Source organism: Paenibacillus rhizoplanae (assembly GCF_042684125.1).
GTDB lineage: Bacteria > Bacillota > Bacilli > Paenibacillales > Paenibacillaceae > Paenibacillus_AQ > Paenibacillus_AQ rhizoplanae.
In genome coordinates this window covers 22226-36827 of sequence record NZ_JBHUKY010000110.1, presented here as the reverse complement: position 1 = coordinate 36827, position 14602 = coordinate 22226, and the positions used below count along the sequence as shown (strand labels likewise).

Sequence of the window (14602 nt, the reverse complement as noted above, 5' to 3'; positions counted from 1 at the left end):
CTATGGAGGATTTGAATTGGGGATTGATTGCGCCGCTGCTTGCACTGCAGGTAGTGCTGGCAATAATCGGTCTGATTTCACTGAGCAAGACAGAGCAGGTACGCGGACCGAAATGGATGTGGGTTCTGTTCTTGATTTTTGGCAACCTGCTGGGCAGCGTGGCTTATTTTACACTGGGAAGGAAAGAATTCTAATGCCGCTGCTTGAGGTCAAGGATCTTCACAAGAGCTTTAAGGGGCATCCCTCGGTGAACGGCATCAGCTTTGGAATTGAAGCAGGACGCTGTGTCGCGCTGCTCGGACCCAATGGAGCCGGGAAGACTACAACGCTGCGTATGCTTTCCGGTCTTCTGAAGCAGTCTGCCGGAACGATCACTTTTGACGGGGCTCCGGGGAAGGATTACCGCCGGCAACTGGGCTATCTGCCGCAAGCCCCGGCTTTCTACAACTGGATGAGCGGACACGAATACATCGTATTTGCCGCCAGGATGAGCGGCATGAATGCACGGGAGGCTGCGGTGGCATCGGGCGCTGTGCTGGAGCGTGTGGGACTAGGCTCTGCGGCACGGCGGCGGATTGGCGGTTATTCCGGGGGGATGAAGCAGCGCCTCGGGCTGGGCCAGGCCCTGGTACACCGCCCGCGCCTGCTTTTGCTGGATGAGCCTGTCTCCGCGCTTGATCCTATCGGACGCCGGGAAGTCATGGAGCTGCTTAGGGACATCCGGGAGGAGACAACCGTTATTTTCTCCACACATGTGCTGCATGATGCGGAAGAAATATGTGATGATGTCGTATTGATGAACCAGGGGACTATAGCTGTCCAAGGAACCTTGTCCAGTCTCCGTGCAGAATACAGTCTGCCGGTAATCCGACTCACTACAGGGAAGGAAGATTCGGCTATCCGCTGGCTTGAAGGACTTAGACACAGGGATTTTATTGAAGAAGCGCTAATTTCGGATGGCAAGGCCGTGTTCAATGTCACGGATGTAGAACTCGCCCGCCGGACGCTTTTACAGGAAGCTGTGGAACTGGATATTCCGCTGCTGCAATTTGAAGCAGGCTCATCGACACTGGAGGACCTGTTCATGAAGGTGGTGGGAACATGAGGAGGCTTTGGGCTCTATATTTGAAGGAGATGCTGGAGAATGTGCGCAGCTATAAGCTGATTTGGGTTCCCGTGGTGTTTATTGTTCTGGGAATTATGCAGCCGCTGGTCAGCTTTTATATGGCGGATATCCTGGCGTTCTCTTCCAATGTCCCGGCTGGATTGATGGAGAGTATGGAGAGACCAGCCGCGTCTTCTGTAATGGCTCAGGCCTTAGGCCAGTATGGAACAATTGGGATGCTGATTCTGGTGCTGGGAACGATGAACAGTCTGGCAGGAGAGCGCAGCAGCGGCACCTCCGAACTGTTAATGGCGAAGCCGGTCTCCTCTATATCCGTTGTTGCAGCCAAATGGACCGCGAACTTCACGGTGCTGGTTATTGCCATTGGGTTGGGAACAGCGGGAGCGGCTTATTATACTGTACAGCTTATGGGGGCTTTATCCTGGGGGGATGTGATTGCAGCGTCTGCACTGTATGCGCTGTGGCTGCTCTGTGCGGTATCGCTTACGCTGCTCTTCAGTGCCTGGCTGCGCGGACCTGCAGCTGCCGGTCTATCTCTCCTGCTGGCAGCGGTCATGAGTCTGGTCCATGGCCTGTTGCCAGTTAAGCTGAACTGGATGCCTGCTGCTCTGCCGGGAATGTCTGCCGGTGTACTTGCAGATGGAGGCGCCGGAGTGAGCTTGGCACCGATTGTCTCCGCAGTGCTCCTGATTATTATTTGTATTGCCAGCGCCTCACTGCTGGCTGGAAGGAATAAATTGCCAGTCTAGCAAGCTTTGCAATAAGAAAGCGATCTTTCATGAATTTTCAGAGTGTTTTCTGCGGAAATTCATCGTACAATCATCCTGCTGCTGGACAGCTCTATCTTTTTTTAGTAGACTGTTGAAACAAGCAGAACCATGATAGATTTTGGTCAGGAGGTAGGATGATGCTGCGTTTAGGAGAGAAGATTGTCATTATCGCAGACGCTTTTGAGCAGAGTCTTCCTATCGGAGACTTTGGCTACCTGATTGCTTACGACCGCAATCCTGATAATGCGTTTGATTATGTCATTCGTGTTCCCCAAGCTAACCGGAATTTCTATGTTACAGCAGAGGATATTGAGGCCGAAGAACAATTGCTGGTACTAGAAGCTGAAAGAGCCACGCACGAAGCGCTGATAGATTATGCATTGTCAACGTACAATGAGAAGCTGTTTCATCATCTGATGAACGGCGAGGAAGTTGAGGTTGAAGAGATAGAGGCTGCATCCCAAGAGAGTTTGTCCCAGGCGGATTTCATCAAGCAGGTGAACCTTCGCGCCTGGATTTAAGTAAGAGCCGGCGAATGCCGGCTTTTTTTTGATGAGTCATCATCGAAGCTAAAGCCCCACTTTGTGGGTTTTTTTTGTCTCCTGACAAGCCAAGCGCGCTGTCTATAGTACACACCTTTGAGAACAAAATGACTATTAATTCAAACGATTATTACTATTTTGGTCCAGGGACGGGATGATAAGATCAGCACAGAGCAAGGCAGAACTGCTAGAGGCCGGGGGTGATAACAAGAGGCTGGTGCCGGAAGCTGCTATCTCTGCTGTATACGCTTTCAACCAGGAGCCGTCAGAATCGGCCCGGAGTGCGTCCTTGTAAAGTGTTTTCTTTGCGGTAGACGCTGGGCAATGTGCCGGTGACCTTTTTGAAGGCTTTGGTAAAGTAATTATAATCGGGAATGCCGACTTGCTCCGCAATTTCGTAAATCGGACTGTCGGTGTCACCCAGCAGCCTTTTGGCCATTTGGATACGGAGGCTACGGATATATTCCGCAATGCCCATGCCAAAGTTCTGCTCCGAGAGCTTGTAGAGATGGGATTTGCTGATGCTGAATGCTTTGCACAGAACGGGAACGGACAGCGGTTCCTGGATATGCTCTGTAATATAACCGTCGATCTTTTGTGCCAGCGTATCCTCCTTCAGAACCAGCATCCGGGATAGATACAGGTAGCTGGCGCTCATCTCCATGGTTTTGGCGTAAGCATCAATGACTTCCTTGGAGATGTATTTTTTGCGCTGGAAGGCGCTGTACAGTTTATTCATATCCACATTATAGGGGCTTATATTCTCACAGACCTTCTCCCATAACTCATCACGGGACCCGGTCTGCAGCAATTGGCCGAACATAATATATCCGATGACCTGATTGTCCGTTTGAATTGGAACCACCGTTTCGGTAAGTCCGGCATGACATTGATAGGTGTAAAGGGCTTTCTCCTTTTTCACTTGGGTGCAGGCTGCCTGGTCACAGAGGATGCATTGGGCCTCCGCGCGCGGATCACTGCGGATGATATGACAATATGTCGAATGACGGGTAGGGTATGCGGCCAGCTCAGTAAAGGAATTGTCGAAAATCACGGTGCGGATACCGGTCAATGTATAGAAATTGCGCAGCAATTCCTTGACTTCGGGCAGGTTGAACAACAAGCTCATGGTGCGGCCTCCTCTTCTTCCGGGTTGTTTCTTTCGTTGCTGGCAACATTGTACTGTATTTGATATGGGACACACAAACCAAGAGAGACGGAGGTGCTTATTAATGCCGCTAGTCGATATGCCGTTAGAACAATTATTAACGTATGAGGGACGTAATCCCCGTCCGGCCAACTTCGAGGCTTATTGGGAACAAGCACTGCAAGAGATGAGAAATACGGATGCCCGTGTGGAACTGGTGAGAAGCGGGTTTCAGGTTCCGTTCGCCGAATGCTTCCATTTGTATTTCACGGGGACAGGGGGAGCGCGTATCCATGCGAAGCTGGTCAAGCCGAAGCATGTTGCAGGTCCGCACCCGGCGGTAGTGCAGTTCCATGGGTACGCCCACCACTCGGATGACTGGGCCGACAAGCTAATCTATGCTTCCTTGGGCTTTACTATAGCCACATTGGATTGCAGAGGCCAGGGAGGACTGTCCGAAGATGTTGGCGGGGTCAAAGGAACCACACATAAAGGGCACCTGATTCGCGGACTGGATGATGCGCCCGAACGGCTGCTGTTCCGGCAGATCTATCTTGATGCGGCACAGCTCGCCGGAATTGTAATGGACATGCCGGAAGTGGATGCGGCCCGCGTCGGTGCAATCGGCGGATCGCAGGGAGGGGGGCTGGTGCTGGCCTGTGCGGCGCTTGAGCCGCGGATCAACCGGGCTGCACCCAGTGTTCCGTTCCTGTGTGATTATAAACGGGTATGGGAAATGGACCTGGCCCGAGATGCCTATGAGGAACTGCGGACGTTTTTCCGTCACCGCGATCCCCAGCACCTGCGGGAGAATGAGATTTTTGAACGGCTCGGCTATATTGATGTTCAACACCTGGCGGACCGGATCAGCGGGAAGGTGATGATGGGTGTGGGATTGCTGGATACGGTGTGTCCGCCTTCGACACAATTCGCCGCCTACAACCGAATCCGCTGCGAGAAGAAACTGGAGATCTATCCCGATTTCATCCATGAACGGCTGCCGGGCTTCGAGGACAAAACCATACAATTTCTGCTTGAAATGTGAGAGGCTAACCGCCTCTCTTTATTATTGTTTAAGGGCCTGCTGCAGAGGTATGATGGGACTACAGGGGAGGCTTGTGGAAGGAGAGAGATGCTGTTGATCAGATTTATGAGAACGCTTTCAATTTATCCCAAACTTGTTATGGCTTTCTTGCTTGTCATTATTCCGCTCTACCTGTGGGGGCTGGTCATGAATCAATCCGGACAGGAGGTTGTCCAGAAGCAAATCTCGGAATCCATGGCCAGCCGTGTCCACTTCTATCTGACTTCGCTGGAGACAGAGCTGACACGGCTGACGCGGCTGAAGCTGGAGTATGTCAATGACGATGATTTGCTCTTGCTGGCCACGGTTCCGAACCAGTTGAACGATTATGAACGGACCCGCGCCTTGTTATCCGCCAAGAGCAAATTATATTTGCTCAAAAGCTCCAGCCCGTTCGTGGAGAACGTTAAGCTGTATATTCCTTCCCTGGACCGAAGCATCAATGCCAACAATTTCGACAGTGCGATGCCGCCTGAAGAACTGGAGGGCATTTTGAACCCGGCCCACATGAAATCACCGATCTTCGGCATGGGCGAGAAGCTGCTGATGAGTGGCGTCTACCCCGATGCGGTGTACGCCGGCCGGCCGCCAGTGCTGGCCATCGAAATTCAGCTGTCACGCCCGGAGATTCTCCGCTCACTCTCCAGCATGGCCGAGGGGGAGGGCGGCGGAGCTCTATGGATGGACACTGGCGGCCAGTGGCAGATTGCCTCCGGTGTGGAGGACTCGCTGCTGGCTGCGTTCGGGGAAGCTCTCCGCGGGGAGTTGCTCAACGACAGCGGCGAGTCCGGCCAATACCGGCTGGAGTCGGCAGGCATTGACTATTTTGGAGCCAGTGAATATTCACCGCTGCTGGGGACGACTTTGGCCGTGTTTGTCCCTGCGGAGACGGTGCTGGAGCCGCTGAATAAGCATCGCAACTGGATTTGGGGAGAGTCGCTGGTCGCTTTGCTGCTCGCCGTAGTGTTCTCTTACTGGATATACCGGTTTATTCATAAGCCGATGAGGCGGCTGATTACTTCCTTCCGGAGAGTGGAGATGGGTGATCTGAGTGTCAGGCTCTATCACGGCAATCAGGATGAATTCAATTATGTATATAACCACTTCAACCATATGCTGGAGCGGATTCAGGAGTTGATTCATGAGGTGTATGAGCAGCAGATCAGATCCCAGCAATCCGAGCTTAAGCAATTGCAATCGCAGATTAACCCCCATTTTTTCTACAACACCTTCTTCATTCTGCAGGGTCTCGTTCGTATGAGGGAACATGAAGTAGCCGAGCGGATGCTTCACCACCTCAGCGGCTATTTTCAGTTTATTACACGTAGTGGAGCGGAGCAGGTCAGTCTGCTTGCAGAGATGAAGCACGCATGGTCTTATGTGGAGATTCAGAATATACGTTTCGCCGGTACGGTCACAGCCGAACTGGAGCCCATACCGCAGGGGTGGGAGGCTTCCATGGTACCTCGGCTCATTGTCCAGCCATTAATTGAGAACGCTTATGCCCACGGGCTGGAGAACAAGCTGGCAGAAGGGATGCTGCGGGTAAGCTTCCGTGAGGAAGGGGAGGACCGGCTGGTCATCGGGGTGGAAGACAACGGAGAATCGCTGGACGAAGAACAGCTGAATGCGCTGCGCAGAACGCTGGCTCTTGCTGAAGAAGCGATGGAGACGACAGGAATCCTCAATGTGCACCGCCGGCTCCAGTTGAACTATGGTCCGGCGTTCGGAATTGAAGTATCACGCAGTGAACTGGGCGGATTGAAGGTGCTGCTGATGATAAGACGGGAAGAAGGGAGACAGCCATGATCAGACTGCTGATTGTCGATAATGAACGGTGGATTGTACGGAACCTGCTTGATCTGTTCGGGCACTGGGACAAGCTGGAGCTGGAGGTATACGGTGCGTATTCCGCTGCGGAGGCACTGGAGCAGCTGGGGAAGATGAAGTTCGATATTGTATTGTCCGATATCCGCATGCCGGGAATGGACGGGCTGGAGCTGCAGCAGGAAATCAGACGTTACTGGCCGTGGTGCAAAATTATTTTTTTGAGCGGATATAACGAATTTGATTATATACAGCAAGTCATGCGCGGCGGCGGGGTGGACTATCTGTTAAAGACAGAAGGCGAAGAAGCGATTCTTCGCGCTGTGGAGCAGGCCGCTGCGCAGCTATATGCGGCGGTGGAAGCAGAGGAGCTGATCGAGCGTGCGCACCGGCAGCTGCAGCTTGTCCGTCCGCTGCTGCTGGGCGATTATTTGCTGGAGCTGCTGCAGGGGGATAGCCCGGGCGTAAGCCAGCTTGCACATAAATTCCAGGAACTGGAATGCCCGCTGGATGCTGCCCGCGGTGTACTGCTCACGATCGGGCGTGTGGACGATTGGCGGGACGAGCTTAGTGTAGCAGACAGGGAGCTGATGCTGTACGCTATCCGGAATATTGCCGAAGAATACTGGCTCCCCTCCGTGCGCTGCCTCAGTCTGCGTTATGAGAAGAACAAGCTGCTGTGGCTGCTGCAGCCTATGGCAGATGCTCCGGAGGACAGGGAGCGGGCGCTCCGGTTCATCCATGGGACGCTTGAGACGATCGCCATGAGCTGCAAGCGGCTGCTGAAGCTGCGGCTGTCGTTCTCGGCGGGTGCAGCATTTCGCCCCTGGGAGGAGGCGCCCCGGCAGTTCAGCACCCTGAAGGCGCTGCTGGGACGGGGACTTGGCATGGGCAAGGAGCTTGTCCTGATCGAACAGCGCAAGGAAGCCGGAGAGGAGGCGCAGCAGGCAGAGCTGCACAATCATGAAATTAGCAGCCAGTTGGGGAAGCTGGGAGCCATGGCAGCTTATTTGGACAACGGACAGCAGGAGCATTTTTTTCTCGAATTCGGCAAGCTGGCAGCGTTGGCCTCTCCTGGGCGTGGCACCGACAACCGGCTGAAGCTGGAGATCTACTATTCGCTCATGTGTTTGTTGCTGTCTTATATGAACCGCTGGGAACTGCATGAGGTCATCGGAGAGTCCATGGATTTGGACAAGCTTACAAGATATGAGGCCCACCCTTCCTGGGAGAGCGCGGAAGATTATTTGTCGGCGCTGGCCATGCAGCTGTTTGAACAAAAGCAAGATGACCAGGTTTACCGCGAGCATGATTTGATTACCCGCGTCCGGTTGTACGTGGAGCATCATTTGGCCGGCGATCTGTCACTGACCCGGATCGGTGATGTCGTAGGCTACAATCCGTATTACTTGACCCGGTTGTATAAGCGTTTAACGGGCCAGTCGTTGCCGGATTACGTGGCGTCGTCCCGGTTGGCGGAAGCCCAGAAGCTGCTGGAGGGCGGCAGTCTGATTGTGCAGGACATTTCGAAAGCGGTCGGCTTTATGACGGAGCAATCCTTCTACCGCTTTTTCAAGAAGGAGACCGGCATTACTCCCCAGGAATACAGAGAGCGGCATACCTTATCCAAATCGGATAATCAAAAGTGAAAATCGGCGAGTAGAGTGGCCAGGGGAAGCGAGCCTATAATAATGCTAAATAAGGCGAACTTTCACGAAGCTCCTCCAAGATTGAAGGGGGATAAGAAGTGAAGGGAAAGAGATTGGCAGTCTTGACGTCTTACGGAATCGTTCTGTCGCTGCTGCTGAGCGCGAGCAGTCCCGGAACGGGCATAATTCTGAACTCTGCGGAACATGAAGTCTACCCGTTTGGAAAATACGATCCGCCGATTCAGCTTCATATCGCTCGTCCGGTCGATCAGACCTGGACGTATCCCGGCGGTGACAGCATTGAAGATAATATCTGGTACCGGGAGTACCGCAGCCTGCTGGGCATCGAAATTGAACACGATTGGACCGCCCTGCCGGGCGAGTACAGCCGTAAGCTGAATGTCCTGATCGCATTGGGCAGTCTGCCGGAGATGTTCTCCGTCTCGGCAGGCCAGCTCAAACAGCTGGCGGATGCGGATCAATTGGAAGATCTGACGGCGGTATATGAGCGCTTCGCTTCCGGCCGCACCAAAAAACTGCAGCTGGGAGACGGCGGTGCGGCCTTGGCTTCCGCCACGTTCAACGGCAAACTGCTGGCCATTCCCATCGTCAATGCTCCGATCTACGAAGCCAATCTGCTGTGGGTGCGTACGGACTGGCTGGACAAATTGGGTCTGCCTGAGCCCAAAACGCTGGAGGAGGTGTTTGCGATTGCCGATGCATTTACGGGGCAAGATCCCGACGGCAACAACCAGCAGGATACCTTTGGCCTGGCCATCAATAATTACCTGTATGGCGGCATTGCCTCGGTTACCGGATTCTTCAATGCGTATCACGCTTATCCGCAGACCTGGATCAAGGACGGGAACGGTCAAGTGATGTACGGTTCCATTCAGCCGGAGATGAAGAGTGCGCTGGGCAAGCTTCAGGAGATGTACAGGAGCGGGCAGCTGGACCGGGAATTCGGTGTCAAGGACAGCGACCAGGTAGTGGAGGATATCGCCGCGAACAAGCTCGGCATGACGTTCGGCGCCAACTGGAATCCCTATGTATTCCTGGATGCGGTACGGCTAAACCCCGGAATGGAGTGGAAGCCGTATGCGGTGCCTTCGGTGGATGGCGTGCCGGCCAAGGCCAGCGTAGGCTTCTCGGCCAGCGGATATGTCGTAGTGCGCAAAGGCTATCAGCACCCGGAGGCTGTAGTGAAAATGCTGAACCTGCATGAAGAGGTGGTTCACGGCTCCAGACGCGGCGAAGGCGAATTCATTACTGTGGAAGAAGCCGGCGGACGGATCAACACCTCCAGGCTGTCCTTTGTCCAATCCGGTGTATCCAACGAGGATGTGGCAGAGTCGTTGTCGTTACTGCGCGAGGCTATCAGGAACGAGGATGGAAGCCTGCTGAAGGATGCGCTCACCGAAACCGACAAATACGGGCCGACCCTTGATTACCTGACAACCGGAAATATGGATAATTGGGCCGTTGCCCATCAATACTTCGGGTTCGAGACGACCATGGACCACTATAGCGGCGACCGGCTGCTGATGACTGCCTTCGGAGGACAGACCCCTACGATGACAGAGAAGTGGGCCATGCTGGACAGACTCGAGAAGGAAACCTTCACCAAAATTATTATGGGGGCGGTTTCCATTGATGAATTCGATAGATTCGTAAAGGATTGGAACCGGCTTGGCGGTAAAGCGATCCTGGAAGAAATTAATGAACCGTATGGAGGAGAGTGAACGAGCAGCATGAGCAAATTATTCTACAAGCCTGAAGACGGCTGGCTGGCCGACGTTATCCCGTTCTATGAAGACGGCGAGTTCAAGCTGCTGTATCTGAAAGATTGGCGCGACAGGGAAGGACACGGTGAAGGCACGCCCTGGTTTCTGCTGGGGACCCGGGATTTCATTCACTACAAGGAATACGGAGAGGTTCTGCCGAGGGGCGCGGTATCCGAGCAGGACCTGTATATCTATACGGGATGCGTGCTGAAGAAAGACGGACTGTATCATATTTTCTATACCGGCAACAATTTTCATTTTCCGGCAGAGGGCAAGGCGCAGCAGGCAGTGATGCATGCGGTCAGCAGCGATTTTGTACATTGGGAAAAACGGCCGGAGGATGCCTTCTTCGCACCAACGGTGGGCTACGAGGAGCATGACTGGCGTGATCCGTTTGTATTCTGGAACGAGGAGGCGGGGGAATATTGGATGCTCCTTGCCGCCCGGTTGAAGAAGGGCCCCGCGGGTCGCCGCGGCTGCGTTGCCCTATGCGCCTCCAAGGACTTGACCAGCTGGGAGGTACGCGATCCGTTCTGGGCTCCCTACTTGTATACGACTCACGAATGCCCGGACCTGTTCCGGATGGGGGACTGGTGGTACCTTCTGTACTCGACATTCTCGGACCGTACGGTCACGCATTACCGGATGAGCCGCTCGCTGCAGGGGCCTTGGCTGGCACCCGAGAACGATGCACTTGATACCCGGGCATTCTATGCCGCCAAGACCTGGACCGACGGTGAGCGGCGTTATGCTTTCGGATGGAACCCGACGCGGGAAGGCGAGCATGACGGGGGCACCTGGCAATGGGGCGGACATCTGGTTGTGCATGAAGTCGTACAGGGCACGGATGGTGCGCTGCTTGTAAAAGTGCCGGATACCCTGAATGCTGCGTTTAATCAGGAAAGCGCTTTATCCTTCACCGAAGTGCTCGGACGCTGGAAGTTCAGCGGCAGCACGGCTGCGGTTACGGCAACCGATTCCTTCGCCGGTGCCTATGCGGGGCCATTACCGGACGGCGCCTGCAAGCTGGAGGCGACGATAACGTTCGCTCCCGGCACCCGGGGCTGCGGCATTATTCTGCGGACCGATCAGGAGTTCGGGCAGGGGTATATGATCCGGCTGGAGCCGGGCCGTAACCGGATTGTTGTTGACCAGTGGCCGAGGAAGGGAGATGTCCCCTACGCCGTCGGCATGGAGCGGCCGCTGCAATTGCTGCCCGGAACCGCCTGCTCGTTAAGCATATATCTGGAAGATCAGGTATGCGTAGTCTATGTGAACGAGGAGCTTGCGTTAAGCACACGGCTGTATGATTTCCAGCAAGGAGGGATGGGGCTGTTCGTGAGTGAGGGGAGTGCGGAATTCATTACCAGGCAGTTTGCAATGTAGGTCCATTCCATTCCGGATGAAGAGAGGGGATAGGTAATGATCCATGTTGTCAGAAGAACAGTGATGGTATGTGTGGCGTGTATCCTTTGGTGTGGCAGTCTGCCGGGTCTTAGTTTTGCAGATACAGCTAATGTGAAGGTGACGATTGATTCCGGCACGGCCGCCATCGACTTCACCTATGGAACGATAAATCTGGCCCGCGGCAACGAAGGCAAGCTGACCGGTATCCGCCATCTGGCGCAGAACAATCTGTGGAATGATACGGCAACTTCCACCGTTTCAGCGAAGAGAGGGCATGTCACCTATGAACACACCTGGGGGTCGGGCACTTCGCTGGCTGAGCTGGAAACGACGGTTGCCCGTAAATATGACGGTACCTTGACCGTCAGCCAACATGCGCAGACAGTGCAACCAGGTATATCGGGCGTGCAATGGGGATTCATTATCCCCGATACGTATGATCTGATTATTCCTGCACTGGGCGGGATACGGCTCACTGCCGAATCACCGGACGCCGCCTATGGCTTCTCCCAGTTCACCTATCCCGATGTCTGGGAGGCGCAGATGTTTCTTGTGCAGGGGGCAGAGGGCGGACTGCTGGTTCATGCGGATGACAATGCCGATTTCTTCAAAACATTGCATGTGAAGCATGAGAATGGCAGCTTCTATGTTGGAATAGAGACGCAATCGCCCGCTCCGTTTCAGCAAACGACCAAGTCAGTCTCCACGGATTGGCGGCTTAAAGCCTACGCCGGTGACTGGGCAAAAGGATCGGCGATGTACCGGGAGTGGGCAGATGGCGCCTTTGGGTTAGCTGAATCTTCCGCGAAGGCACCGGATTGGGCGAAGGATATCGGATTCACGGTACTGACCGATCTGGAAGACCAGCCGATGCTGGAGGAGCTTGCACAGCGGGTAGATGCGGAGCGGACGCTGCTGGTTGTTCCCGGCTGGAGAGCGGACCCCTATGATGTGAATTTTCCCAATTATGAGCCTAAGCCGGATATCGCAGCCAGGATCGACGCTGCTCAGGCGCTGGGATTCCGCGTGATGCTGTATGTCAATATATTCGGAACATCGTTTAACAACGAGAATTATACACAGATGCAGCCCTATCAGGTGAAGGATCCGTTCACGCTGGAGCGGAAGCGCTGGGAGTATACAGCAGGATCGGAACAGATTTCATTTGCCGTTATTAATCCGGCGGCGGAGGCGTGGCGGGAACTCTTCGTTAACAAGATGACTGCCCTGGTGAATGAGGTCGGACCGGACGCGCTGCATCTGGACCAGTCGCTGCTCATGTATAACGATGCCAACGGCCTGATTGACGGCAACAACATGATGCAAGGCAATATCGCCCTGCACCGCGAGCTTAGAGAAGCGCTGCCGGATATCGCCTTGGGCGGGGAGAGCTTGAATGAAATCACGACACGCTATGAGTCCTTTGCGCAGCGCCATGCCTATGGCATCTTCTCCGCGAGCGGAACGTGGGATGACAGCAAAATCAATCAGGTGGTTCCGGCCAGCTCAGCGATTTTTGCCCCGTATACGACCATTTATGGTCATCCTGATCATGCGAACCCGATCACGGAGGATTATTTCATGGCCTGGCATAAGGTCGTTCAGAACCGGCTCGGGGCCATTCCGATGCTCACAAGACCTAATCTGGGCCAGATCGCCAATCCTACCCCGCTGATGGAACAATTGCTGGATGAAGCGGGCTGGTACCAGAGCGCACAGCCTACAGCCGATTTCAGCAATATGTCAGATCCCACTTTGTTTGCTTTCAGGACAGCAAACGGCGGCAGTGCCAAATATGTCCGCGATTCCTATGGCGAGAAGCTGACCGCCTACGACGGGAACCCTTCCGGCGGGGGCACCGACATCATGCGTTATTTGTACGGGGCAGAGACCTATCCGTTGCCGGGAAGCATTCCGGGGTGGCTGCTCTATGACGAACAGAAGCTGTTCGGGCTGGACCCGGACAAAACGTATCTGTATTTGAACCAGGTCCGCGATCCCGAGGGATTCCATGTCTATGAGTGGCCGGAGGATGTGGCGCTAAAACGGCTGTCCAGCCGCTCCACCCACACCACCATCGTTATGGACGACAAGCTTCAGTTCGGGGATATAGATCTGCTGAATTACGAGGGACCGGTTAGAGCAGGAGAGGTTCTGGGAGACGGTACCGTCCATACAACCGCTGCCCCGTTCCCTACCACGGGCGGATTCTCCTACTCCTTCCCCGGAGGAGGAACTGAGCAGCACTGGGGCGACCGGATCCTGGCCCATCCGCCTTACGCAGGACAGTGGCAGGGCGGGCATACCTGGCTGGAATTTGATATCAATCTGCCTGCAGCAGCGGCAGCGAGCTTTCAAGCCGGTGTGCAGCTGGGCTCCGAGCAGAATGTTGCGAGCAGTGACGGTGTCACCTTCAAGGTATCCGCTTGGGATAAGGCAGAAGCGCCTGGGGACCGTACGGTGCTGAGTGAAGAGCAGTTCAGCAGAAGCGCCTCACCTACAGCCATGGAGCTGGATTTGTCGGAATTCGCAGGCAAAGAAGTGACCCTCCGGCTGGAGACGCATCCCGGTGTGACGGTGGACAATGATTCTGCCGTATGGGTGGCGCCGACAGTAGCCGTCGCAACTTACGGCGGCAACCGCAGCGTAAGCTTCAAGGTGAACAGCCCGCTGCCCTTAACTGTGGTGCAATCCAGCTACGGAGCAGCCTCGTCTGTAAGTCTAGGTAACAATCACTACGAAATTACAGCACCTGCCTCGGGTACGGTGTATCTGATTCACAACGTGTCTGCTCCTGTGCAGCTGCCCTTATCGTTACCCGGCGCTCCATATCATTCGAGCCTGGTGTTCGAGGACGGAAGCGAAGGGCAAGCCCAGTCTCCGTTCGGCGGATTCCCGGGAAGCGGCTCTGTACTCGGTGTTGAGAAGCAGGGGCTGGATGCCCACCCGCCGCAGCACGGGCAGACGCATATTGAATATGCCTTGAATTTGCCCGCAGACACGCAGGCTGTACTGCAGGGATTCGCCGGCATTAAGGACGGATCGGATGACTCCCAGGGCGCCGGCTTCCGCATAGCGGTGAACGGAACGGTAAAGTGGTCGCAGGATATCATGCCGGGTGGGGCCTGGACGCCGTTCAGTATCCCGCTGGCCGAATATGCCGGAACTTCGGTCATCATCACCCTGATCACTGATTCGTTGGGCGACTACGGATATGACAGGGCCTTCTGGGGCCAGCCGGCTCTGATTGTGCAATAAAGAGGTCA

Annotated in this window: 11 protein-coding genes; 10 read left to right on the top strand and 1 reads right to left on the bottom strand. The window is 54.7% G+C overall.

Translation table 11 applies throughout. The features are described 5' to 3' along the window. The first annotated feature begins 2 nt into the window (after positions 1 to 2). The 4 genes from ACFSX3_RS32380 to ACFSX3_RS32365 all read left to right on the top strand — a co-directional run bounded on the left by ACFSX3_RS32380 (position 3) and on the right by ACFSX3_RS32365 (position 2417). Positions 3 to 194: a PLD nuclease N-terminal domain-containing protein gene (locus tag ACFSX3_RS32380; protein WP_209991872.1), complete on the top strand. Its 192-nt coding sequence runs from the start codon at positions 3 to 5 to the stop codon at positions 192 to 194. Beyond that, complete coding sequence (locus ACFSX3_RS32375) at positions 194 to 1105, top strand: ABC transporter ATP-binding protein (protein WP_209991873.1); 912 nt, start codon at positions 194 to 196, stop codon at positions 1103 to 1105. The genes ACFSX3_RS32380 and ACFSX3_RS32375 overlap by 1 nt, the downstream gene beginning before the upstream one ends. Beyond that, positions 1102 to 1875 carry an ABC transporter permease subunit gene (locus tag ACFSX3_RS32370; RefSeq protein ID WP_209991874.1) on the top strand — a complete coding sequence of 258 codons (774 nt, stop codon included), beginning with the start codon at positions 1102 to 1104 and terminating at the stop codon, positions 1873 to 1875. The genes ACFSX3_RS32375 and ACFSX3_RS32370 overlap by 4 nt, the downstream gene beginning before the upstream one ends. A gap of 158 nt (positions 1876 to 2033) precedes the next feature. Next, a complete protein-coding gene (locus ACFSX3_RS32365) occupies positions 2034 to 2417 on the top strand; it encodes an ATPase (RefSeq protein ID WP_209991909.1) in 384 nt (127 codons plus the stop codon). A gap of 286 nt (positions 2418 to 2703) precedes the next feature. Here the strand turns inward: ACFSX3_RS32365 and ACFSX3_RS32360 are convergent, their stop codons facing one another. Further along, the gene (locus tag ACFSX3_RS32360) at positions 2704 to 3567 is read right to left on the bottom strand and encodes a PocR ligand-binding domain-containing protein (protein ID WP_209991875.1); all 864 of its coding nucleotides are present in this window, start codon (positions 3565 to 3567) and stop codon (positions 2704 to 2706) included. Between the two features lie 103 nt (positions 3568 to 3670). Here ACFSX3_RS32360 and ACFSX3_RS32355 point away from each other — a divergent pair, with 103 nt between their 5' ends. The 6 genes from ACFSX3_RS32355 to ACFSX3_RS32330 all read left to right on the top strand — a co-directional run bounded on the left by ACFSX3_RS32355 (position 3671) and on the right by ACFSX3_RS32330 (position 14594). Then, on the top strand, positions 3671 to 4630 hold the full coding sequence (locus ACFSX3_RS32355; protein ID WP_209991876.1) for an acetylxylan esterase: 960 nt from the start codon (positions 3671 to 3673) through the stop codon (positions 4628 to 4630). 186 nt (positions 4631 to 4816) lie between these two features. Next, positions 4817 to 6478 carry a sensor histidine kinase gene (locus ACFSX3_RS32350; protein ID WP_379254998.1) on the top strand — a complete coding sequence of 554 codons (1662 nt, stop codon included), beginning with the start codon at positions 4817 to 4819 and terminating at the stop codon, positions 6476 to 6478. Further along, on the top strand, positions 6475 to 8145 hold the full coding sequence (locus ACFSX3_RS32345) for a response regulator (protein ID WP_209991878.1): 1671 nt from the start codon (positions 6475 to 6477) through the stop codon (positions 8143 to 8145). Before ACFSX3_RS32350 ends, ACFSX3_RS32345 begins: the two co-directional genes overlap by 4 nt. 98 nt (positions 8146 to 8243) lie before the next feature. Continuing rightward, positions 8244 to 9887, top strand: a complete 1644-nt coding sequence (locus ACFSX3_RS32340) for an extracellular solute-binding protein (protein ID WP_209991879.1) — start codon at positions 8244 to 8246, stop codon at positions 9885 to 9887. Between the two features lie 9 nt (positions 9888 to 9896). Next, complete coding sequence (locus ACFSX3_RS32335) at positions 9897 to 11315, top strand: family 43 glycosylhydrolase (protein WP_209991880.1); 1419 nt, start codon at positions 9897 to 9899, stop codon at positions 11313 to 11315. Positions 11316 to 11351: 36 nt separating this feature from the next. Next, the gene (locus ACFSX3_RS32330; RefSeq protein ID WP_209991881.1) at positions 11352 to 14594 is read left to right on the top strand and encodes a DUF6259 domain-containing protein; all 3243 of its coding nucleotides are present in this window, start codon (positions 11352 to 11354) and stop codon (positions 14592 to 14594) included. Positions 14595 to 14602 lie beyond the last annotated feature (8 nt).